Annotated in this window: 23 protein-coding genes and 1 tRNA gene; 18 read left to right on the forward strand and 6 right to left on the reverse strand. The window is 55.6% G+C overall.

All coding sequences use genetic code 11. The features are described from left to right. The first annotated feature begins 8 nt into the window (after positions 1 to 8). The 5 genes from ubiI to AC3WS9_RS04215 all read left to right on the forward strand — a co-directional run bounded on the left by ubiI (position 9) and on the right by AC3WS9_RS04215 (position 6,981). On the forward strand, positions 9 to 1,211 hold the full coding sequence (ubiI, locus tag AC3WS9_RS04195) for an FAD-dependent 2-octaprenylphenol hydroxylase (protein WP_492486887.1): 1,203 nt from the start codon (positions 9 to 11) through the stop codon (positions 1,209 to 1,211). Positions 1,212 to 1,658: 447 nt separating this feature from the next. After that, entirely contained in the window at positions 1,659 to 2,753 is a 1,095-nt protein-coding gene (gene gcvT, locus AC3WS9_RS04200; protein WP_492486889.1) for a glycine cleavage system aminomethyltransferase GcvT, read from the forward strand. Between the two features lie 23 nt (positions 2,754 to 2,776). Continuing rightward, positions 2,777 to 3,166 (forward strand): glycine cleavage system protein GcvH, encoded by a 390-nt coding sequence (gene gcvH, locus AC3WS9_RS04205; protein WP_100779029.1) that lies wholly within the window; start codon positions 2,777 to 2,779, stop codon positions 3,164 to 3,166. Between the two features lie 127 nt (positions 3,167 to 3,293). Then, complete coding sequence (gcvP, locus tag AC3WS9_RS04210; RefSeq protein ID WP_492486891.1) at positions 3,294 to 6,167, forward strand: aminomethyl-transferring glycine dehydrogenase; 2,874 nt, start codon at positions 3,294 to 3,296, stop codon at positions 6,165 to 6,167. A 70-nt stretch (positions 6,168 to 6,237) separates the two neighbouring features. Next, entirely contained in the window at positions 6,238 to 6,981 is a 744-nt protein-coding gene (locus AC3WS9_RS04215; protein WP_492486893.1) for an SDR family oxidoreductase, read from the forward strand. Positions 6,982 to 7,020: 39 nt separating this feature from the next. On the opposite strand, the gene bglA is transcribed toward AC3WS9_RS04215, so the two are convergent. After that, entirely contained in the window at positions 7,021 to 8,454 is a 1,434-nt protein-coding gene (bglA, locus tag AC3WS9_RS04220; protein ID WP_285150926.1) for a 6-phospho-beta-glucosidase BglA, read from the reverse strand. A 116-nt stretch (positions 8,455 to 8,570) separates the two neighbouring features. After that, the gene (locus AC3WS9_RS04225; protein ID WP_492490299.1) at positions 8,571 to 9,302 is read right to left on the reverse strand and encodes a MurR/RpiR family transcriptional regulator; all 732 of its coding nucleotides are present in this window, start codon (positions 9,300 to 9,302) and stop codon (positions 8,571 to 8,573) included. A 52-nt stretch (positions 9,303 to 9,354) separates the two neighbouring features. Between AC3WS9_RS04225 and yqfB the strand changes: the two genes are divergently transcribed. Together yqfB and trhA are read left to right on the forward strand one after the other, a co-directional pair. Further along, positions 9,355 to 9,675 (forward strand): N(4)-acetylcytidine aminohydrolase, encoded by a 321-nt coding sequence (yqfB, locus tag AC3WS9_RS04230; RefSeq protein WP_492486895.1) that lies wholly within the window; start codon positions 9,355 to 9,357, stop codon positions 9,673 to 9,675. A 154-nt stretch (positions 9,676 to 9,829) separates the two neighbouring features. Further along, entirely contained in the window at positions 9,830 to 10,489 is a 660-nt protein-coding gene (trhA, locus tag AC3WS9_RS04235) for a PAQR family membrane homeostasis protein TrhA (RefSeq protein ID WP_103946619.1), read from the forward strand. Between the two features lie 132 nt (positions 10,490 to 10,621). Here the strand turns inward: trhA and ygfZ are convergent, their stop codons facing one another. Continuing rightward, entirely contained in the window at positions 10,622 to 11,602 is a 981-nt protein-coding gene (ygfZ, locus tag AC3WS9_RS04240; RefSeq protein WP_282494428.1) for a tRNA-modifying protein YgfZ, read from the reverse strand. Between the two features lie 266 nt (positions 11,603 to 11,868). Here ygfZ and sdhE point away from each other — a divergent pair, with 266 nt between their 5' ends. Both sdhE and AC3WS9_RS04250 read left to right on the forward strand, forming a co-directional pair. Then, entirely contained in the window at positions 11,869 to 12,135 is a 267-nt protein-coding gene (gene sdhE, locus AC3WS9_RS04245) for an FAD assembly factor SdhE (RefSeq protein ID WP_095283258.1), read from the forward strand. Then, entirely contained in the window at positions 12,116 to 12,526 is a 411-nt protein-coding gene (locus AC3WS9_RS04250) for a protein YgfX (RefSeq protein ID WP_282494429.1), read from the forward strand. Before sdhE ends, AC3WS9_RS04250 begins: the two co-directional genes overlap by 20 nt. A 10-nt stretch (positions 12,527 to 12,536) precedes the next feature. On the opposite strand, the gene fldB is transcribed toward AC3WS9_RS04250, so the two are convergent. Beyond that, positions 12,537 to 13,058: a flavodoxin FldB gene (gene fldB, locus AC3WS9_RS04255; protein WP_492486898.1), complete on the reverse strand. Its 522-nt coding sequence runs from the start codon at positions 13,056 to 13,058 to the stop codon at positions 12,537 to 12,539. Between the two features lie 100 nt (positions 13,059 to 13,158). On the opposite strand from fldB, the gene xerD reads away from it, so the two are divergent. The 5 genes from xerD to lysS all read left to right on the forward strand — a co-directional run bounded on the left by xerD (position 13,159) and on the right by lysS (position 19,252). Beyond that, complete coding sequence (gene xerD, locus AC3WS9_RS04260; protein WP_492486900.1) at positions 13,159 to 14,055, forward strand: site-specific tyrosine recombinase XerD; 897 nt, start codon at positions 13,159 to 13,161, stop codon at positions 14,053 to 14,055. Between the two features lie 28 nt (positions 14,056 to 14,083). Continuing rightward, positions 14,084 to 14,797, forward strand: coding sequence for a bifunctional protein-disulfide isomerase/oxidoreductase DsbC (gene dsbC, locus AC3WS9_RS04265; protein WP_282494432.1), 714 nt, complete (start codon positions 14,084 to 14,086; stop codon positions 14,795 to 14,797). A 5-nt stretch (positions 14,798 to 14,802) separates the two neighbouring features. Continuing rightward, positions 14,803 to 16,536, forward strand: a complete 1,734-nt coding sequence (recJ, locus tag AC3WS9_RS04270; protein ID WP_285143790.1) for a single-stranded-DNA-specific exonuclease RecJ — start codon at positions 14,803 to 14,805, stop codon at positions 16,534 to 16,536. A 90-nt stretch (positions 16,537 to 16,626) separates the two neighbouring features. After that, positions 16,627 to 17,725 (forward strand): peptide chain release factor 2 gene (gene prfB, locus AC3WS9_RS04275; RefSeq protein WP_282494434.1). Its coding sequence is split into 2 segments (ribosomal slippage): positions 16,627 to 16,701 and positions 16,703 to 17,725, totalling 1,098 coding nucleotides; the frame shifts between segments, so codons are not numbered across the junction. Positions 17,726 to 17,734: 9 nt separating this feature from the next. Further along, on the forward strand, positions 17,735 to 19,252 hold the full coding sequence (gene lysS, locus AC3WS9_RS04280) for a lysine--tRNA ligase (protein ID WP_282494435.1): 1,518 nt from the start codon (positions 17,735 to 17,737) through the stop codon (positions 19,250 to 19,252). Positions 19,253 to 19,300: 48 nt separating this feature from the next. Here the strand turns inward: lysS and idi are convergent, their stop codons facing one another. After that, the gene (gene idi, locus AC3WS9_RS04285) at positions 19,301 to 19,852 is read right to left on the reverse strand and encodes an isopentenyl-diphosphate Delta-isomerase (protein WP_492486902.1); all 552 of its coding nucleotides are present in this window, start codon (positions 19,850 to 19,852) and stop codon (positions 19,301 to 19,303) included. A 158-nt stretch (positions 19,853 to 20,010) separates the two neighbouring features. Here idi and actS point away from each other — a divergent pair, with 158 nt between their 5' ends. Together actS and AC3WS9_RS04295 are read left to right on the forward strand one after the other, a co-directional pair. Further along, complete coding sequence (gene actS / locus AC3WS9_RS04290; RefSeq protein WP_282494437.1) at positions 20,011 to 20,754, forward strand: amidase activator ActS; 744 nt, start codon at positions 20,011 to 20,013, stop codon at positions 20,752 to 20,754. An 80-nt stretch (positions 20,755 to 20,834) separates the two neighbouring features. Further along, positions 20,835 to 20,908: transfer RNA gene (locus AC3WS9_RS04295), tRNA-Gly, on the forward strand. Positions 20,909 to 20,964: 56 nt separating this feature from the next. On the opposite strand, the gene AC3WS9_RS04300 is transcribed toward AC3WS9_RS04295, so the two are convergent. Then, positions 20,965 to 21,225, reverse strand: a complete 261-nt coding sequence (locus tag AC3WS9_RS04300; RefSeq protein ID WP_282494438.1) for a hypothetical protein — start codon at positions 21,223 to 21,225, stop codon at positions 20,965 to 20,967. Between the two features lie 378 nt (positions 21,226 to 21,603). Between AC3WS9_RS04300 and AC3WS9_RS04305 the strand changes: the two genes are divergently transcribed. Further along, positions 21,604 to 22,143, forward strand: a complete 540-nt coding sequence (locus AC3WS9_RS04305; protein WP_285143786.1) for a fimbrial protein — start codon at positions 21,604 to 21,606, stop codon at positions 22,141 to 22,143. Positions 22,144 to 22,196: 53 nt separating this feature from the next. Next, positions 22,197 to 22,883, forward strand: a complete 687-nt coding sequence (locus tag AC3WS9_RS04310) for a fimbrial assembly chaperone (RefSeq protein WP_285143785.1) — start codon at positions 22,197 to 22,199, stop codon at positions 22,881 to 22,883. The last annotated feature ends 2 nt before the right edge of the window (positions 22,884 to 22,885 follow it).

A 22,885-nucleotide genomic window follows, 5' to 3' on the forward strand; every position in this document is an offset into this window, starting at 1 on the left:
GTTACTAAGTGCAGAATGTTGATGTTGCCATTGTTGGCGGCGGAATGGTGGGGCTGGCGCTGGCCTGCGGTTTACAGGGCAGCGGCCTGCGTGTGGCGGTGCTTGAGAATAAACCGCCACAGCCCGTTGCGCAGGACTCAGCGCCAGAGCTGCGCGTGTCGGCCATTAACGCCGCCAGCGAAAAGCTGTTAACGCATCTCGGCGTCTGGTCTGATATCAAGTCGTTTCGCGCCAGCTGCTATCACGGCATGGAAGTGTGGGACAAAGACAGCTTCGGTCATATTGCTTTTGATGACGAAAGCATGGGCTACAGCCATCTGGGCCACATCGTTGAAAATGCGGTGATCCACCACGCCCTGTGGCGCAAAGCGCAGAGCTGTTCCGACGTCACCCTGATGGCTCCCGCCCAGGTGCAACAGATTGCCTGGGGCGAAAACGAAGCTTTCCTGACGCTGCAAAACGGCGACATGCTGACCGCCCGGCTGGTGGTGGGCGCCGATGGTGCCAACTCCTGGCTGCGTAACAAAGCCGATATTCCGCTCACCTTCTGGGATTACCGTCATCATGCGCTGGTGGCGACGATCCGCACCGCAGAGCCGCACGGCGGCGTGGCGCGTCAGATTTTCCACAACGACGGTATTCTGGCGTTTCTGCCGTTAAGCGATCCGCATCTGTGCTCCATCGTCTGGTCGCTGGTGCCGGAGAAAGCGCAGCAGATGGAGGCCGCCACGCCGGACGCGTTTAATCAGGCGCTGTGCATGGCTTTTGATAATCGTCTTGGGCTGTGCACGCTTGAAAGTGAGCGCCAGCTCTTCCCGTTGACCGGCCGCTACGCGCGTCAGTTTGCCTCGCACCGAATGGCGCTGGTCGGCGATGCGGCGCACACCATTCATCCGCTGGCCGGGCAGGGCGTGAATCTGGGCTTTATGGATGCCGCGGAGCTGATTGACGAGCTACGTCGTCTGCATCGCGAAGGCAAAGATATTGGTCAGCACCTCTACCTGCGCCGCTACGAGCGCAGCCGCAAACACAGCGCAGCGATGATGCTGGCGGGGATGCAGGGCTTCCGCGAGCTCTTTGCCGGTAACAATCCGGCGAAAAAACTGCTGCGCGACGTCGGCCTCAAACTGGCGGACACGCTTCCCGGCGTTAAACCGCAACTTCTGCGTCAGGCGATGGGCTTAAACGATCTCCCCGAGTGGCTGCGTTAAGCACAAAACGTTAAATTAGACCCCCATCACACTTTCCTCTCCCGGCCTTTGTGCCGGGATGTTTCCCTCGTTTGAAATATTCTAATTCCACTCCTCTTTTCGCATTAGATTATCTAATGTCGCGTTTTTTTCATGACGGAAAATAGGCGCGTTTTTCCGCAGGAAATATCAGCCTGTGCTCAATTTTGTGAAATTTAAGTTAATTTTATGCGGGTTAAATCGCATTTTGCCAGTGAATAACTCTGTAGGCTTTTCAGCGTTTTTTGGTCATATGCTAATGTGATGACCCGTTTTACCTTATGGTTAATCGCCGGTTTCGGTGGTAACTTCAGGGAAAAGAGAACGTTTGCGTCGACGTCCTGGAGTGATGCCGACGCCGGGTTTCGTGGTGAGAAATTTCGCGCGAAACGCAAGATTGCCCTGCTCTGATCATTCAACGAGGACAAGATGGCTCAACAGACTCCTTTGTACGAACAACACACTTTATGCGGCGCGCGCATGGTCGATTTCCATGGCTGGATGATGCCGCTGCACTACGGCTCGCAGATCGATGAGCACCACGCGGTGCGCACCGATGCCGGGATGTTCGATGTCTCCCATATGACCATCGTCGATTTGCGCGGCAGTCGCACCCGGGAGTTTCTGCGTTATCTGTTGGCGAACGACGTCGCCAAACTCAAGACGCCAGGCAAAGCGCTCTATACCGGGATGCTAAACGCCTCCGGCGGCGTGATTGATGACCTGATCGTCTATTACTTCACTGAAGATTTCTTCCGCCTCGTTGTTAACTCCGCCACCCGCGAAAAAGACCTCTCCTGGATTTCCGAACACGCCGCCAAATTCGCCATCGATATCACCGTTCGCGACGATCTTTCCCTGATCGCCGTGCAGGGGCCGAACGCGCAGGCCAAAGCCGCTTCCCTGTTCAGCGATGAGCAGCGTAAAGCCGTGGAAGGCATGAAGCCGTTCTTCGGCGTGCAGGCAGGCGATCTGTTCATTGCGACCACCGGTTACACCGGGGAAGCGGGCTACGAAATTGCGATGCCGAACGAGAAAGCGGCCGATTTCTGGCGTGCGCTGGTCGAAGCCGGTGTTAAACCTGCCGGTCTGGGCGCGCGCGATACGCTGCGTCTCGAAGCCGGGATGAACCTCTACGGTCAGGAGATGGACGAAGGGATCTCTCCGCTGGCGGCCAATATGGGCTGGACCATCGCATGGGAACCGGCTGACCGTGATTTCATTGGTCGCGAAGCCCTGGAATCGCAGCGCGAGAAAGGCACCGAGCAGCTGGTCGGCCTGGTGATGAAAGAGAAAGGCGTGCTGCGTAACGAACTGCCAGTGCGTTTCACCGATGCCAGCGGCAATCTTCACGAAGGCGTTCTCACCAGCGGGACCTTCTCACCGACGCTGGGCTACAGCATTGCGCTGGCGCGCGTCCCGGCCGGGATTGGCGAGACTGCCGTGGTGCAGATCCGCAACCGCGAAATGCCGGTCAGCGTGACTAAACCGATTTTTGTTCGCGCCGGTAAGCCGGTCGCCTAATCATTTTTATCAGGAGAATTCCAATGAGCAATGTGCCAGCAGAACTGAAATACAGCAAAGAACACGAATGGCTGCGCAAAGAAGCCGACGGCACTTACACGGTAGGCATCACCGAGCACGCGCAAGAGCTGCTGGGTGACATGGTCTTCGTAGACCTGCCGGACGTCGGTGCGACCGTTAGCGCGGGCGACGACTGCGCCGTGGCGGAGTCGGTGAAAGCCGCGTCTGACATCTACGCGCCAGTGGGCGGCGAAATCGTGGCCGTCAACGACGCCCTGAGCGACTCCCCGGAGCTGGTCAACAGCGAGCCGTACACCGGCGGCTGGATCTTCAAAATCAAAGCCAACGACGAAGCAGAAGTTGAAGCTCTGCTGGATGCGACTGCGTACGCCGCACTGTTAGAAGACGAGTAAAGTTGTGCCGGATGGCACTGCGTTTATCCGGCCTACAGAGCAGCGTAGGCCCGGTAAGCGCCAGCGCCACCGGGCAAAAAAGTTCGAGACAAATACGATTCACTGCACGTTTCAGGAACCATCGCTCATGACACAGACTTTAAGCCAGCTTGAAAACCGTGGCGCTTTCATTGAACGTCACATTGGGCCGGATGCTCAGCAACAGCAGGAGATGCTGAAGACAGTTGGCGCGGATTCGTTAAACGCACTGATCGGCCAGATCGTGCCCAAAGACATTCAGCTCGCCACGCCGCCGCAGGTGGGTGATGCGACCACTGAATACGCCGCGCTGGCAGAGCTGAAGGCAATTGCCGGCCTCAACAAGCGCTTTAAGTCTTACATTGGCATGGGCTACACCCCTGTGCAGTTACCGCCGGTGATCCTGCGCAACATGCTGGAAAATCCAGGCTGGTACACCGCCTATACCCCTTATCAGCCAGAAGTCTCTCAGGGACGTCTGGAAGCGCTGCTGAACTTCCAGCAGGTGACGCTGGATCTGACCGGTCTTGATATCGCCTCCGCCTCGCTGCTTGATGAAGCGACCGCCGCCGCCGAAGCGATGGCGATGGCAAAACGCGTCAGCAAACTGAAAAACGCGAACCGCTTCTTCGTCGCTGCTGATATCCATCCGCAGACGCTGGACGTGGTCCGTACTCGCGCGGAAACCTTCGGCTTTGACGTGATTGTCGACGACGCTGAAAAAGTGCTGGATCATCAGGATGTGTTCGGCGTGCTGTTGCAGCAGGTCGGCACCACCGGTGAAGTCCACGACTACACCCGCCTTATCGCAGAGCTGAAATCCCGCAAAATTGTGGTCAGCGTCGCCGCTGATTTCATGGCGCTGGTGCTGCTCACCGCCCCGGGCAAACAGGGCGCAGACATTGTCTTCGGCTCTGCACAACGCTTTGGCGTACCGATGGGCTACGGCGGTCCGCACGCGGCCTTCTTCGCGGCGAAAGACGAATTCAAACGCTCCATGCCTGGCCGTATTATCGGCGTGTCGAAAGATGCCGCCGGTAACACCGCGCTGCGCATGGCGATGCAGACTCGCGAGCAGCATATCCGCCGCGAGAAAGCGAACTCCAACATCTGTACTTCTCAGGTGCTGCTGGCCAACATCGCCAGCCTGTATGCCGTGTTCCACGGCCCGGTCGGCCTGAAACGTATCGCCTCCCGCATTCACCGCTTTGCCGATATTCTGGCGGCCGGTCTGCAGCAGAAAGGGCTGAAGCTGCGTCATGCCCACTACTTCGACACCCTGTGTGTGGAAGTGGCCGATAAAGCGGGCGTGCTGGCACGCGCCGAAGCTGCCGAAATTAACCTGCGCAGCGATATCCTGAACGCGGTCGGCATCACCCTGAATGAAACCACCTCCCGCGAAGATATTCAGGCGCTGTTCACCGTCCTGCTGGGCGATGACCACGGTCTGGACGTGGATGCGCTGGATAAAGACGTGGCGCACGACAGCCGCTCCATTCAGGAAAGCATGCTGCGCGACGACGCGATCCTGACCCATCCGGTGTTTAACCGCTATCACAGCGAAACCGAGATGATGCGTTACATGCACTCTCTGGAGCGCAAAGATCTGGCGCTGAACCAGGCGATGATCCCGCTCGGCTCCTGCACCATGAAGCTCAACGCCGCCGCGGAAATGATCCCGATTACCTGGCCTGAGTTCTCTGAACTTCACCCGTTCTGCCCGGCAGATCAGGCGGAAGGCTACCATCAGATGATCGGTCAGCTCTCCGACTGGCTGGTGAAACTGACCGGTTACGACGCGCTCTGCATGCAGCCGAACTCTGGCGCGCAGGGGGAATATGCGGGCCTGCTGGCGATTCGTCAGTATCACGAAAGCCGCAACGAAGGGCATCGCGATATCTGCCTGATCCCAAGTTCTGCCCACGGCACCAACCCGGCGTCTGCGCAGATGGCGGGGATGGAAGTGGTGGTCGTGGCCTGCGATAAGAACGGTAACATTGACCTCGCCGATCTGCGTGCGAAAGCCGAGCAGGCGGGCGAGAAACTCTCCTGCATCATGGTGACCTACCCGTCCACACACGGCGTCTATGAAGAGACAATCCGCGAAGTGTGCGAAGTGGTGCATCAGTTCGGCGGTCAGGTTTACCTCGACGGCGCGAACATGAACGCCCAGGTAGGCATTACCTCTCCGGGCTTTATCGGCGCGGACGTCTCGCACCTGAACCTGCACAAAACCTTCTGCATTCCGCACGGCGGTGGCGGCCCGGGTATGGGGCCAATCGGCGTGAAAGCGCATCTGGCTCCGTTTGTTCCGGGCCACAGCGTGGTGCAGATCGAAGGCATGCTGACCCGTCAGGGCGCAGTGTCTGCGGCACCGTTCGGCAGCGCCTCTATTCTGCCAATCAGCTGGATGTACATCCGCATGATGGGTGCGGAAGGGCTGAAACAGGCGAGCCAGGTGGCGATCCTGAATGCGAACTACATCGCGACTCGCCTGAAAGACGCCTATCCGGTGCTCTACACCGGCCGTGATGGCCGCGTGGCGCACGAATGTATTCTCGATATTCGTCCGCTGAAAGACGAAACCGGGATCAGCGAGCTGGATATCGCCAAACGCCTGATCGACTACGGATTCCACGCGCCAACCATGTCCTTCCCGGTGGCGGGTACGCTGATGGTCGAACCGACCGAATCGGAAAGCAAAGTCGAGCTGGACCGCTTTATCGATGCGATGCTGGCGATCCGCGGTGAAATCGACCGCGTGAAACAGGGCGAATGGCCGCTGGAAGATAACCCGCTGGTGAACGCCCCGCACACCCAGAACGAGCTGGTGGCGGAGTGGGACCACGGCTATACCCGCGAGCTGGCGGTCTTCCCGGCAGGCGTGGCGAACAAGTACTGGCCGACCGTGAAGCGTCTCGATGACGTCTACGGCGACCGTAATTTGTTCTGTTCTTGCGTGCCAATGAGCGAATATCAGTAATACTTAAGCTCTGAACTGTAGGCCGGGTAAGGCGTAGCCGCTACCCGGCCTTTTTATTGGGAGAAAGTAAATGGCAATCGCACTGGTCACCGGCGCCAGCCGGGGCATTGGCAAAGCAACGGCGCTGCAGCTGGCGCGTGAAGGTTATACGGTGGCGGTGAACTATCACCACAACATCAAGGCCGCAACGGATGTGATCAATCAGATCGTGGAGGCGGGCGGCAAAGCCTTCGCCGTGCGTGCCGATATCAGCGAAGAATCTCAGGTGCTGGCGATGTTTGACAGCATCGACCGCGAAGGCGAGCCGCTGACGGCACTGGTCAACAACGCCGGGATTTTGTTTGAGCAGAGCACCATCGAGAATCTCTCTGCCGAGCGCATCAACCGCGTGCTGGCCACCAACGTCACAGGCTATTTCCTCTGCTGTCGCGAGGCGGTAAAACGTATGTCCTTCAAACACAACGGCAAGGGCGGGGCGATTGTGAACGTCTCGTCGGCGGCGTCGCGTCTGGGCGCGCCGGGGGAATACGTTGACTATGCGGCGTCGAAAGGGGCGGTGGATTCCCTGACCACTGGCCTGGCGCTGGAAGTCGCGGCGTACGGTATACGGGTCAACGGCGTGCGTCCTGGGCTGATTTACACCGACATTCATGCGTCTGGCGGTGAGCCAGGGCGAGTGGACCGGGTGAAATCGATGTTGCCGATGCAGCGCGGCGGACAGCCGGAAGAGGTCGCGCAGGCGATCGTCTGGTTGCTGAGTGAGAAAGCCTCGTATGTGACGGGCAGTTTTATTGAGTTAGCAGGCGGGAAGTAGTGTTAATGCCCGGTGGCGCTGCGCCACCGGGCATGATGTTTAAATATTCTCGCCGTTGCTGGCAATCACTTCTTTGTACCACTCAAAGCTCTTCTTACGGGAGCGAGACATATCGCCCGTGCCGTCGTCGTGCTTGTTCACGTAAATAAAGCCGTAGCGTTTGCTGTACTGGCCGGTAGTAAACGAGACGCAGTCGATGCAGCCCCACGGGGTGTAACCCATCAGATCCACACCATCGTAGGTGACCGCTTTCATCATCTCTTCCACGTGGGCACGCAGATAATCGATACGGTAATCATCGTTGATGCTGCCGTCTTCTTCGACTTTATCGTAAGCGCCAAAGCCGTTTTCCACGATAAACAGCGGCTTCTGGTAGCGCTCATACAGTTCGCACAGAGCATAGCGCAGGCCAACCGGGTCAATCTGCCAGCCCCAGTCGGAGGCTTTCACGTGCGGGTTCGGCACGCTGCCTTCAAAGCCAGAAATCGCGTCACCGGTGCCGCCTTCGGCTTTGACGGCGTTGGTCATGTAGTAGCTGAAACCTAAGTAATCGCAGGTGCCTTCACGCAGAATCTGCTCGTCGCCCGCTTCCATGTTGATAGTAAAGCCACGGCGCTCCCACTCGTTCAGGACGTAGCTTGGGTAGTAGCCGCGCAGCTGAACATCGGTAAAGACATAACGCTCACGCATGGATTCCTGGGCAAACATCACGTCTTCTGGCTTACAGGAGAACGGATAGAGCGCGACCATCGCCAGCATGCAGCCGACTTTCATTTCCGGGTTGATGCGACGCGCGGCCTTCACCGCCAGGGCGCTGGCGACGAACTGGTGGTGTAGCACCTGGTACATGGTCTCTTCCGGATTTTCATGCTCGGTATAGACCACGCCGGAGCAGCAATACCCGAACAGCGGGGCGCGCCAGTTACGCTGGTTGTTGATTTCGTTGAAGGTCATCCAGTATTTGACCTTGCTCTTGTAACGCTCGAAGACCACTTCTGAGAAACGGACAAAGAAGTCCACCACTTTACGGTTGGTCCAGCCGCCGTACTCCTGCACCAGGTGCAGCGGCATTTCGAAGTGGGAGAGGGTGATCACCGGCTCGATGTTGTACTTCAGCAGCTCATCGAACATGTCGTCGTAGAATTTCAGCCCTTCTTCATTCGGCTGAGTTTCGTCGCCTTTCGGGAAGATGCGCGTCCAGGCGATAGAGGTGCGGAAACATTTGAAGCCCATCTCGGCGAACAGCTTGATGTCTTCTTTGTAATGGCCGTGGAAGTCGATGGCTTCGTGGTTGGGATAGTATTTGCCCGGCACCACTTCCTGGGTGATTTCACGCGGAACGCCGTGCGCGCCGCCGGTCAGGACGTCACAAATGCTTGGGCCTTTGCCGCCTTTATTCCAGCCGCCTTCAACCTGGTGCGCCGCCACCGCGCCGCCCCATAAAAAATCTTTCGGTAAGGTAAGTTTTTTCATGTTTGCTAATCTCGTCTTAGGATCTATTGTTTTCGAGTCTAGCAAAGCAGAATTAAATGTCACGATATAACAATTAGCCGGTAATGTAATATGTTACATCAAAAAAACAGGGCGTTTTATTCCGCCAGTTTCTTCGCCAGTTTCCGGCCGATGGATTCGAGAATATAAATAACCGGAATCTGTGTCGTAATATCATAGACGCCCGCGATACGGGTTTGCGGCACATGCCAGGAGAGATTAAAGTCCGCCAGTTTCGCCAGGCGGGAGTGCTCGTGGCTGGTGATAGAGAGCACCTTGCAGTGATGCAGGCTGAACTGGCTGGCGAAGCGCAGGATCTCTTCCGTCTCGCCCGAAACGGAGAGCACGATCGCCAGCGCATTTTTCGCCATATCGTTGGTCACCGGGAAATAAGGATCGTCGATATGGTTACTGAATTTTCCAATATTTGAGAAGAATCGCGCGCCATATTTTGCCAGCGATCCGGAGGTACCCGCGCCGACAAAAATAATACGCTCAGACGATAATATAATATCAACCGCCAGCTCTAATAACGTATCAAACTCTTCATTGTTGACGCTTTTGAAAAAGCTAATAATTTCACTGGTACCGAAATTCGCCTGCTGGGGTTCGTTTTGTTCCAGATATAATTTAAAGCGCACCCGGAATTCGGAATAGCCATCGCAGTTCAGCTTGCGACAGAAGCGCAGCACTGTGGTGGTGGATACCCCCGCCGCATCCGCCAGTTCGCGGATGGTCATATAGGTCACTTTGTCACGGTTTTTAATGACATAGTTGTAGACCATCATCTCGAGATTGTTGAGACTGGCAATGGCGGAATGGGAGAACATGCTCACAGGGGCTAAACTCACTCATCAGACTTCATCTACAGGGAATAATAACATGCAGCCTAACGACATCACTTTTTTTCAGCGCTTTCAGGACGACATTCTGGCCGGGCGTAAAACTATTACCATCCGTGATGAATCCGAAGCGTATTTTAAAACCGGCGATATTTTGCGCGTCGGGCGCTTTGAGGACGATGCGTATTTTTGCACCATCGAAGTGGTGGGAACCTCGACGGTGACCCTGGACACCCTGACGGAAAAGCACGCCCAGCAGGAGAATATGACCCTTGCAGCGCTCAAAGAGGTGATTGCGGAGATCTACCCGAATCAGTCGCAATTTTATGTGATTGATTTTAAATGCCTTATTTCGGACTAACATCTGTTAGTTGAAAATTGAATTCAAAATTATGATTTATAAGGACTAATCCTGAAGTGAGATTTATTTTAGCTAACAGGTGTTCACTGGAATCATTCTCAGTTAGCATAGTCAGGTGATACATCATGATCTTACGTTCTCCCGGAGTCCTCCTATGGTTAGCAAACCATTTACTGCGCAGGGATATTCACTGGCCGAGGAAGTAGCCAACAGTATCAGCCACGGTATCGGCCTTGTTTTTGGCATCGTGGGCCTGGTGTTGCTGCTGGTTCAGGCGATAGACACCAACGCGAATGCGATGGCGATTACCAGTTACAGCCTGTACGGCGGGAGTATGATCCTGCTGTTCCTCGCCTCCACCCTGTACCACGCCATTCCGCATCAGCGGGCAAAACGATGGCTGAAGAAATTCGACCACTGCGCTATCTATCTGCTGATTGCCGGGACTTACACGCCGTTTTTACTGGTGGGATTAAACTCCCCCCTGTCGCGCGGGCTGATGATTGTCATCTGGAGCCTGGCGCTGCTCGGGATCTTGTTCAAGCTCACCATCGCGCATCGCTTTAAGGTGCTGTCGCTTGTGACCTATCTGACGATGGGCTGGCTGTCGCTGATTGTGGTCTATCAGCTGGCGGTGAAACTGGCGGCGGGCGGCGTGACGCTGCTGGCGGTGGGCGGGATTGTCTATTCCCTTGGCGTGATTTTTTACGTCTGCAAACGCATTCCGTATAACCATGCCATCTGGCACGGCTTTGTATTAGGCGGCAGCGTGTGCCATTTCCTGGCGATTTATTTGTACGTTGGGCAGGTTTGATAGCGGGTGCGGCCTGATGCCCTCACCCCAACCCTCTCCCACGGGGAGAGGGCGCAAAAACTAAAAACGGTAACCCAAGGGTTACCGTTTTGCTTTTACCTTCCGCCACCCGGCGATTCCCACCGACTAAAACTACTCTTCTAACGAATACGGCAACGGCTCAATGCTCAACGTGCTGGCATCGTCACGCACGCGGAACACGCTGTCCGGCTCCATATCGTTGTTCATCACTACCTGCACCAGCAGACGACCGTCGTCCAGCTGAACGGCAGCTAAAACGGTGCCGGTACGACGCCAGTTGTCGCCCATCTTCAGTTCGAGATCTTCACCGGCTTCCGGTACGCGGCTGGCATGGCCTGCCAGATACCACAGGGCGCGTTTGTTGGCCCCACGGAATTTCGCCCGCGCCACCATCTCCTGACCGGTGTAGCAGCCTTTCTTAAAGCTGATGCCGCCCAGCGCCTGCAGGTTTGTCGCCTGCGGGATAAACTGCGCGCTGTTGGCCGCATCGATAACCGCTAATCCGGCTTCAATGTTGAGAGCCAACCACTGCTGACTGTTGTTCAACTGCGCTTCGCCGCGCAGGGCTTCGGTCACGCGTTCAGCGGTCGCCGCATCGGTTACCAGCAGGAAACGCTCGGCAGGATGTTCAAACCATAGAATCGAAGTCGCGCCTTCGCTGACCAGCTGTTTCTCGGCATCCGGCAGTTCGCTGAAAAGATTGTTCAGCGCGGCTCGCGCCTGGAAACCGGCCACACCCAGCAGAACGTGTTCGTCATCCGCGGCGATAGTGACCTTAGAAAACACGGCGTACTTCTTCAGTTCAGTCAACTGAGCGTCGCGCAGGCTGCGGCGTTCAATCAGGGCGAACCCGTCCTGACGGCGGAACAGACGCAGATTGCTCCACATCTTCCCTTTAGGATCGCAATGCGCCGCCAGCAGATGCTGGTGCTCAGTCATCTGGCCCACGTCGGCGGTCACCTGGCCCTGCAGATACTTCTCGGCATCCGCGCCGGTGAGGGTCGCCAGCGCCCAGTCATCAAGAGAGATCAGCGTCAGCGGCAGACGCGCGGAGGCGACGGGCTGGCGAGGAGGAAATGGAGTAAAAGCCATAATGATGTCCTGAATTGCATAACGCTTCGGTAATGCCTAATGGTAAAAGAGACTGTAGTCATTGCAAGCGCTTTCAGCAGCCCAATTGTGCCTTATCGCCGTTCTGCGTAGCACCACGCAGAACAGAGTAATCCGCTTACATTGCAGGTTTTTTTCTGGAAGCGTGCTTCCAGTTAGCGATATTCCAGTAATGAAACAGCAAAAAACACGTTACACTAGAAATCGTCCCTCTTAGAGGTAGAAGAAACGTTAAGCAGGAAATCGACATGGACATTAACAACAAGGCCCGTATTCACTGGGCGTGCCGTCGCGGCATGCGTGAACTTGATATTTCCGTCATGCCCTTCTTCGAGTATGAGTACGACAGCTTAAGCGATGATGATAAACGCCTGTTTATCCGCCTGCTGGAGAGTGACGATCCTGATTTATTCAACTGGCTGATGAATCATGGCAAACCCGCCGACACCGAGTTGCAGCGGATGGTGCAATTAATTCAAACACGGAATCGGGAACGTGGTCCTGTGGCAATCTGATCTGCGCGTCTCCTGGCGCTCACAGTGGATGTCCCTTTTACTCCACGGCGTTGTCGCAGCCTTTATTCTGCTGATGCCGTGGCCGCTCAGCTATACGCCGCTCTGGATGCTGTTACTGTCGCTGGTGGTGTTCGATAGCGTCCGCAGCCAGCGGCGTATCAATTCCCGTCAGGGTGAGATCAAACTGCTGATGGATTCGCGCCTGCGCTGGCAGGGCAAAGAGTGGGAGATCGTCGGCACGCCCTGGATGTTGAACTCCGGGATGATGTTCCGTCTGCGCAAAGAGGAAGGGGCGCGTTGCCAGCATCTGTGGCTGTCAGCAGACAGTATGGATGCCAGCGAGTGGCGAGATTTGCGTCGGATGGTTTTGCAGCAGCAGCCGACGCCGTAATGCCAGGGAACTAGCTAAACTTCTCGGCCATTTCGCCCAGAATTTGCTCGCACCAGTTTTGCAGACGCTCATCGCTTAAGTCGTACTGGTTGGTTTCATCCAGCGCCAGTCCGACAAACAGCTGGCCATCCGCGATGATCGGTTTTTGGCTTGTAAACTCGTAGCCTTCCGTTGGCCAGTAGCCGATAAAAGTCACGCCTTTCGGGGCGAGTTTATCGTGCAGCATACCGAGCGCGTCGAGGAACCATTCGCCATAGCCCAGCTGGTCGCCCATGCCGTACAGCGCAATGATTTTGCCTTCAAGATTAAGCGAGTCCAGCTGATCCCAGATGGCTTCCCAGTCTTCCTGTAATTCACCAAAATCCCAGGTCGGAATGCCAAGAATCAGAACGTCGTACTGCTCCATCTCGGTGGGCGCGTCGTCTTTCAGATTGTGCAGAGTCACCAGTTCCGGGCCAATAATGTCGCGAATTTTCTCCGCGGCCATCTCGGTGTAGCAGGTGCTGGAACCATAAAACAGACCAATATTCATCGCGTAAACTTCTCAATACTTGCTTTGACTTTAGGCGTAGTGTACCAGAAACCTGTACCATTACGTCATAATGGCCGATGGCAGAATCACAGGAGCAGACGTGGAAAAGGATCTTGCCCTCATCGAACAATTTCTCGATGCGCTCTGGCTGGAAAAGAATCTGGCGGAGAATACGCTCAGCGCTTATCGCCGCGATTTGACCATGCTGGTGGAGTGGCTGGCGCATCGCAACTTGTCTCTTGAGCAGGCACAAAGCGACGATCTGCAGGCGCTGCTGGCTGAACGCATGGACGGCGGCTACAAAGCCACCAGCTCCGCGCGGTTGCTGAGTGCGATGCGGCGGCTATTCCAGCATATGTATCGCGAAAAGCTGCGAGCCGACGACCCGAGCGCGCTGCTGGCGTCGCCTAAGCTGCCGCAGCGTTTGCCGAAAGATCTTAGCGAAGCGCAGGTCGATCGCCTGTTGCAGTCCCCGGCGGTTGACCTGCCGCTGGAGTTACGCGATAAAGCCATGCTTGAGGTGTTGTATGCCACCGGGCTGCGCGTCTCGGAGCTGGTCGGTTTGACGATGAGCGATATAAGCCTGCGCCAGGGCGTGGTGCGGGTGATTGGTAAAGGGAACAAAGAGCGGCTGGTGCCCCTCGGCGAAGAGGCGGTCTACTGGGTGGAAAACTACCTGGAGCACGGGCGTCCGTGGCTGCTGAACGGTGTGTCGATTGATGTGCTGTTCCCGAGCCAGCGCGCGCAGCAGATGACGCGTCAAACCTTCTGGTATCGCATTAAACATTACGCCACACTGGCGGGCATCGACAGTGAAAAACTTTCGCCGCACGTTCTGCGTCACGCCTTTGCGACGCATTTGCTAAACCATGGCGCGGATTTACGCGTGGTGCAGATGCTGCTCGGGCACAGCGATCTTTCCACGACGCAGATCTACACGCATGTAGCAACAGAACGCCTGCGGCAGCTACACCAACAGCACCACCCACGAGCGTGAGTGCCGACCCATAGTGATAGGATTGAAAATGAAAAAATCTTTAGTGCTGTTCTCCCTGCTGGCCGCCTCTTTTACCGGTTTTGCCCATGCTGATGACGCAGCGATCAAACAGTCACTGGCGAAACTCGGCGTGACCAGCAGCGAAATCCAGCCTGCGCCGGTGGCCGGAATGAAAACCGTACTGACCAGCAGCGGCGTGCTATACGTGACCGAAGACGGCAAGCACTTCATCCAGGGTCCACTGTACGACGTCAGCGGCGCGCAGCCGGTGAACGTCACCAACCAGCTGCTGATGAAAAATCTGAACGCGCTGGAAAAAGAGATGATCGTCTACAAAGCCGCGCAGGAAAAACACGTGATTACCGTGTTCACCGATATCACCTGCGGCTACTGCCACAAGCTGCATGAAGAGATGAAAGACTACAACGCGCTGGGCATCACCGTGCGTTATCTGGCGTTCCCGCGCGCAGGCGTGCAGAGCCAGCCAGAGCAGGACATGAAAGCCATCTGGTGTGCGAAAGACCGTAACAAAGCCTTTGATGACGCGATGAACGGCAAGGGTGTTACCCCAGCCTCCTGTGATATCGACATCGCCAACCACTACGCGCTGGGCGTGCAGTTTGGCGTGACCGGAACCCCGGCCATCGTGCTGAGCAACGGCTACGTCGTGCCGGGTTACCAGGGGCCGAAAGAGATGAAAGAGTTCCTCGACGCGCACCAGAAACAGACTGGCGGTAAATAATTCGCGTGAAAGCCCAAACAAAATTGCGCCGCCGTGAGGTGGATGAAAGTATTGAGTTACCCGCCGATCTCTCACCGCTCCTGCGCCGTTTATACGCCGGGCGCGGCGTTCGCGCGGCCACGGAACTGGAGCGCAGTGTCAAAGGGATGCTGCCCTGGCAGCAGCTCAGCGGCATCGAAAAAGCGACAGAGATCCTTTATGACGCCCTGCGCGAAGGGACGCGGATTGTCGTGGTTGGCGATTTCGATGCCGATGGCGCGACCAGCACCGCTCTGAGCGTCCTCAGCCTGCGCGCGCTGGGCTGCGATAACGTCACCTATCTGGTGCCGAACCGTTTTGAAGACGGTTACGGCCTCAGCCCGGAAGTGGTCGATCAGGCTCACGCTCGCGGGGCGCAGATGATCCTGACCGTTGATAACGGGATCTCCTCCCATGCCGGCGTCGATCGCGCGCACGATCTGGGGATCCCGGTCGTGGTCACCGATCACCACCTGCCGGGGGAAACCCTCCCGGCTGCCGAAGCTATCATTAACCCAAACCTGCGCGACTGCGACTTCCCGTCGAAATCGCTGGCGGGCGTGGGCGTGGCGTTTTACCTGATGCTGGCCCTGCGCGCATTGCTGCGGGATAAAGGCTGGTTTGAGGCGCGCGGCATTGCGATCCCTAATCTGGCCGAGTATCTCGATTTAGTCGCCCTCGGCACGGTGGCGGACGTGGTGCCGCTCGATACCAACAACCGTATTCTGACCTGGCAGGGGCTGGGCCGCATCCGGGCGGGGAAATGTCGTCCGGGGATTAAAGCCCTGCTCGAAATTTCCAATCGCGATCCGCTGAAGCTGGCGGCAAGCGATCTCGGGTTTGCCCTCGGGCCGCGTCTGAATGCGGCGGGGCGACTGGATGATATGTCCGTTGGCGTGGCGCTGCTGCTCTGCGACAACATCGGCGAAGCCCGCGTATTAGCCAATGAACTCGACGCGCTGAACCAGACGCGCAAAGAGATCGAGCAGGGGATGCAGGCCGAAGCCCTGACCCTGTGCGAAAAACTCGAGCGCAGCACCGACACGCTGCCCGGTGGACTCGCGATGTATCACCCGGAGTGGCACCAGGGCGTGGTCGGAATTTTGGCCTCGCGCATCAAAGAGCGTTTCCACCGTCCGGTGATCGCCTTTGCGCCTGCTGGCGACGGCACGCTGAAAGGCTCGGGCCGTTCCATTCAGGGGCTGCACATGCGCGATGCGCTGGAGCGCCTGGATACGCTCCATCCTGGGCTGATGATCAAATTCGGCGGCCATGCAATGGCGGCAGGGTTATCCCTGGAAGAGGCGAAGTTCGACGAATTCCAGCGGCTCTTCGGCGAGCTGGTCACCGACTGGCTGGACCCGGCTTTGCTGCAGGGCGAAGTGGTCTCTGACGGTGCGCTGTCCGGCGCGGAGATGACCATGGAAGTGGCGCAGATGCTGCGCGACGCCGGTCCGTGGGGGCAGATGTTCCCTGAGCCGCTGTTCGACGGGCGTTTTCGCCTGCTGCAACAGCGTCTGGTGGGCGAACGCCATCTCAAAGTGATGGTCGAGCCGGTGAACGGTGGCCCGCTGCTGGATGGCATCGCCTTTAACGTCGATACCGCCGTCTGGCCCGATAACGGCGTGCGCGAAGTCGAACTGGCTTACAAACTCGATATTAACGAGTTTCGCGGTAATCGCAGTTTGCAGATTATCATCGATCATATCTGGCCAATTTAGCGGCACTATTCTCTATAAAAAAGAGCGTGGATTCGGTACAATCCCGCTCTTATCACCGCATTTTGACTAGTCCAATAAAGAAAACAGACCATGTTTGAAATTAATCCGGTAAAAAACCGCATTCAAGACCTCACGGAACGTTCTAGCGTTCTTCGGGGGTATCTTTGACTACGATGCCAAGAAAGAGCGTCTTGAAGAAGTAAACGCCGAGCTGGAACAGCCCGACGTCTGGAACCAACCTGAACGCGCACAGGCGCTGGGTAAAGAGCGTTCCTCCCTCGAAGCCATCGTTGAAACGCTGGATCAAATGACACAGGGGCTGGAAGATGTTTCCGGTCTGCTGGAACTCGCCGTCGAAGCCGACGACGAAGAGACCTTTAACGAAACCATCGCTGAACTCGACGTGCTGGAAGAGAAACTGGCGCAGCTCGAATTCCGCCGTATGTTCTCTGGCGAGTACGACAGCGCTGACTGCTATCTCGATATCCAGGCCGGTTCTGGCGGGACAGAAGCACAGGACTGGGCGAGCATGCTGGCGCGTATGTACCTGCGTTGGGCAGAAGCGCGCGGCTTCAAAACTGAAATCATCGAAGAGTCCGAAGGTGAAGTGGCGGGTCTTAAATCCATCACCATCAAGATCATTGGTGATTACGCCTACGGCTGGCTGCGTACCGAAACGGGCGTTCACCGCCTGGTGCGTAAGAGCCCGTTCGACTCCGGCGGCCGTCGTCACACCTCCTTTAGCTCTGCGTTTGTCTATCCGGAAGTGGATGAAGATATCGATATCGAAATCAATCCGGCGGATCTGCGTATCGACGTTTACCGCGCATCCGGTGCGGGTGGTCAGCACGTTAACCGTACGGAATCGGCGGTGCGTATTACCCACCTTCCGACCAACACGGTGACGCAGTGCCAGAACGACCGTTCGCAGCATAAGAACAAAGACCAGGCCATGAAGCAGATGAAAGCGAAGCTTTATGAACTGGAAATGCAGAAGAAGAATGCTGAGAAACAGGTGATGGAAGATAACAAATCTGACATCGGCTGGGGCAGCCAGATTCGTTCTTACGTCCTTGATGACTCCCGTATCAAAGACTTGCGTACCGGGGTTGAAACCCGTAACACGCAGGCGGTGCTGGACGGCAGCCTGGACCAATTTATCGAAGCAAGTTTGAAAGCAGGGTTATGAGGAACCAACATGTCTGAACAACAAGCACAGGGCACTGACGCGGTAGTCGATCTTAATAACGAACTGAAAACCCGTCGCGAAAAGCTGGCTGCACTGCGTGAGCAGGGTATCCCATTCCCGAACGATTTCCGTCGCGATCATACCTCAGACCAGCTGCACGCAGACTTCGACGCGAAAGAAAACGAAGAGCTGGAAGCGCTGAACGTTGAAGTGTCCGTTGCAGGCCGCATGATGACCCGTCGCGTGATGGGTAAAGCGTCTTTCGTGACGTTACAGGACGTCGGTGGCCGTATTCAGCTGTACGTTTCCCGTGACGATCTGCCAGAAGGCATCTACAACGAGCAGTTCAAGAAGTGGGACCTGGGCGATATCCTGGGCGCGAAAGGCAAGCTGTTCAAGACCAAGACCGGCGAGCTGTCCATCCACTGCACCGAACTGCGTCTGCTGACGAAAGCACTGCGTCCGCTGCCGGATAAATTCCACGGCCTGCAGGATCAGGAAGCGCGCTATCGTCAGCGCTACCTGGATCTCATCTCTAACGATGAATCCCGCAAAACGTTCAAAATCCGTTCCCAGATTATGGCGGGTATCCGTCAGTTCATGGTTGGCCGTGATTTTATGGAAGTCGAAACGCCAATGATGCAGGTGATCCCAGGCGGCGCGTCAGCCCGTCCGTTTATCACCCATCACAACGCGCTGGATCTGGACATGTACCTGCGTATCGCGCCGGAACTGTACCTGAAGCGTCTGGTGGTTGGCGGTTTTGAGCGCGTGTTCGAAATCAACCGTAACTTCCGTAACGAAGGCATCTCCGTACGACATAACCCAGAGTTCACCATGATGGAACTCTATATGGCGTATGCAGATTACAAAGACCTGATCGAACTGACCGAGTCTCTGTTCCGTACCCTGGCGCAGGATATTCTCGGCACCACTGAAGTGCCTTACGGCGAAGAGGTGTTCGACTTTGGTAAGCCATTCGTCAAACTGACCATGCGCGAAGCAATCAAGAAGTACCGTCCAGAGACCAACATGGCTGACCTGGATAACTTCGATTCGGCGAAAGCCATCGCGACCAGCATTGGCATCAAAGTTGAGAAGAGCTGGGGTCTGGGCCGTATCGTGACCGAGATCTTCGAAGAAGTGGCCGAGGCGCACCTGATTCAGCCAACCTTCATCACCGAATACCCGGCAGAAGTGTCTCCGCTGGCGCGTCGTAATGACGAAAACCCGGAAATCACCGACCGCTTTGAATTCTTCATCGGTGGTCGCGAAATCGGTAACGGCTTTAGCGAGCTGAACGATGCGCAGGATCAGGCGCAGCGCTTCCAGGATCAGGTTAACGCGAAAGAAGCGGGTGACGATGAAGCAATGTTCTTCGACGAAGACTACGTCACCGCACTGGAACACGGCCTGCCACCGACCGCAGGTCTGGGCATTGGTATCGACCGTATGGTGATGCTGTTCACCAACAGCCACACCATCCGCGACGTGATCCTGTTCCCGGCGATGCGTCCGGTTAAATAAGTCACTGAGTGGCAAAAAGCCCCGGCGTTTATCGCGTCGGGGCTTTTTTTATGGCTGCAAGTCGGCGGCGAACTGCCTGAGCTTCTCGTGGGCGATAGCCACCTGCGACACCATCCACGGGCTGAACGCCCAGGGCGTTGCGTTGATTGCGCACAGCAGGGATTCCAGTTCAACCCACTGTACCGCCATCACTTCATGAGGATTGAGCGTGAGCGTGCCGACGAGCTTTGCCGCAAACACCGGGCAGATTTCGTTTTCGACGATCCCGGAAGGGTCTGTTTCGCAGTAGCGGAAATCGACTGCGACGGGCGTCAGGTGGGCGATTTCGGCACCAATTTCGTAGCGGCAGCGGCGAATCAGCGCGTGCTCGGTACTTTCGCCGGTTTGTGGGTGCCCACAGACGGAATTCGTCCAGACGCCGGGCCAGGCTTTTTTGCTCAGTGCGCGGCGGGTGACGAGGCATTCTCCCTGGTCGTTAAACAACCATGTAGAGAACGCCAGATGCAGTGGGGTATGCGATGTGTGGGCGGCGTACTTTTCCTGCGTGCCGATGACCTCTCCCTGGTCATTAACCAAAATGACGTGTTCTTGTATGCTCATTCCGACTCCAGTACCCGAACGACGGGATGCTGACATTATATCGCACTCTTTCGCGGACGGGTTGGCTCCCGGTGGCGGAAAGCATCTTGCAGCAAAGATTGGCAACAGAATTCAGGCTGCTATCATAGGACGCCATTTACGCTGACCGAGGAGCCGCTTTGTTTGCAGGAAGCCTGACAAGAAATCCCCTGATTGCCCTGATCTGCCTGATGCTGACGTTAATGTTGGCAGGGTGCTCGGGCAGTAAATCAGGCTCTGACGGAAGCTACAGCGGCTCGGTCTATACCGTTCAGCGCGGGGATACGCTCTCCAAAATTTCCCGCATGACCGGCACCAGCGTGCGCGATCTGGCCAGCATGAACGGCATCTCGCCGCCGTACACCATTGAGATCGGGCAAAAGCTCAAGGTTAACGGCAGCAGCTCGTCAGGCAAAAAATCCTCATCCAAAGGCAAAACGGCCAAAGTGACGCCATCGTACGCCGTGCCGCAATCCTCCTGGCCACCTGTAGGACAGCGCTGCTGGGTGTGGCCTGCCAGCGGGAAAGTGATCGCGCCGTATTCCACCTCCGAGGGCGGCAATAAAGGGATTGATATCGCGAATGCGCGCGGGACACCGGTGTATGCGTCGGGTGCAGGGAAGGTGGTCTACGTCGGCGATCAGCTGCGCGGCTATGGCAACCTGATCATGATTAAGCACGGGGAAGATTACATCACCGCGTATGCGCATAACGACACGCTGCTGGTGAATAACGGGCAAAATGTGAAGGCCGGACAGAAGATTGCGACGATGGGGAGTACGGGGGCGAGCTCTGTTGCGCTGCATTTCCAGATCCGTTACCGGGCAACGGCAATCGATCCACAGCGTTATCTTCCGAAGCAAGGCAGCAAAACGAAGTGCTAAATGGTTAATTAATCACCGGTTAGCAGCGATGAGGCTTGTGCAGACAGGCGTAAGGTCTATAATGCTTTACGCACCTCAAAGCGGGCGTAGTTCAATGGTAGAACGAGAGCTTCCCAAGCTCTATACGAGGGTTCGATTCCCTTCGCCCGCTCCATCTTTACCTCTGGTAACATCTGACTTCCTTGTCTCTTTCCTGTGAAACAATCTGATTTAGTGGACTGCGACGCTCAGTAACTTGATGAGATCCAGACAGAAATAACAAATGCTGTCGTAGTTCTCGGTTATGTAGGGAATGCAGGGGTAGCTGTCGGGTTGTTCATCCTCAAGCAGGGCAGCGATTTCATCTGGCGCAAACATGCTCAGGTCATAGCGTGACAGATACCAGTTTTTATATTCGGAATAATTATTTAAGATCACCACCTCACCGCATCGATCAAATGTCAGCGAATCATTGATGGTAAAATTCCGCATATAAACCTCCTCTTTTATCTCGTATTATCTATTCTCATTAAGTGCCCATAGTATTACATCAAAACCTGTTTTTTATAACTCTTTTATCGTCCAGGAAAAGAGCGATATAAATAATTTAATATCAAACCATGATATTTACTTTTTTTTAATGGTGTAAACTACAGGGGCGCTCATGTCTTATGATTTTCTTACTGCTTTAAATTCATTAAGTTAGCAATATTTTGTCCAAAAATGGACTCATTTGTAACTGCATGTCTTTTATAGGAGGATATGCTGCTTCTGAATGGCTCAGAGACTTTGGTAAAGTAACTTCAGCGGGAAGTAAATCTCCCATTTATATTACCAGCCAAATAAATTTATATCTGGAGTCGTATTTCAATGAATTCTAAATTCAATAAAGCGGTATTCGTCTGTGCTTTATCCCTGGCAACCTCTTTAGCTGCTCATGCTGACAATAAAATTACCTTTACCGGAAAAGTCATTGATTCCGCCTGTACCATTAGCGTGAATGGCGGCGTGGCGACTCTGGATCTGGGCGAAACCTCTGCTGCAGATATCGCGGCAAAAGGGCAAACCGGCGCACCTAAGAGCTTTAATATCTCTCTGGGTTCATGCCCGGTAGCAGCCGCAGGCGTACCGACTAAAGCCTATATTAAATTCAGCGGCACCACTGACGGCGACGATACCTATTTTAAAAACGATCTGTCGGGTGCCAACGCGGCGACCAACGTCGCTATTTTGATTAAAGACGCCAAAAACACCGCCATCATTAATAACGACGGCAACACCGCGATTACGTTACCACCTACCGGTGGCGCGGTAGACCTTGATTACACCGCAAGCCTGGTCGCCAGCGCAGCAGCCCCAACCAAAGGGGATGTTTCTTCCGCTGTGACCTACACCGTTAGCTACGAATAATGCCGTTGAGTGCCAGAGCCCTCTGGCACTCCTTCAACTTTGTGAATTCCCGAATGAAAATAGTGAATACCTCTGTTGCAATACTGCTTGCGACACTCTCTGTCACGCACGCGATGGCCAGCGTCACCGTGGGTGGAACGCGCGTTGTATTTGACGGGACGAAGAAAGAAACCTCTTTGTCCGTCGAAAATAAAGATAAAGTCGCGAACCTGGTGCAGTCCTGGATCACCCCCGCAGACGCCGCCACGCCCGCGAAAGATGCGCTGATTATTACGCCGCCTTTATTCCGCCTCGATGCCGGGGATAAAAATGTCCTGCGCATTGCGCGCTCGGGTTTACCGATGCCGGAAGACCACGAAAGCATGTACTGGCTGAACGTGAAAGGTATTGCTGCCGCGAACGAAAACGCCGCCAGCAACAGCATTCAGATCGCCGTTAACTCACGGATTAAATTAATTTATCGCCCGGCGAAACTGGCGGGAACCTATCCCGAACAGCAGACGCAAAAATTGAGCTGGCACATGGCGGGTAATAAGGTGGTGGTGAATAACCCCACGCCCTATTACATGAATTTTGCCACCGTGAAGATCAACGGAAAAAGTGTGGAGAGCGCGACCTGGGTGGGTCCAAATTCTGATGCCAGCTTTGTTTTACCTGTTGGTATCGGGGACGGGAAATTAACCTGGAGAATTTATAACGACTTTGGAATGGCCGGGGATGAGCATCAATCATCGATTTAATT

The organism is Lelliottia sp. EB106-05-01-XG201 (assembly GCF_058791735.1).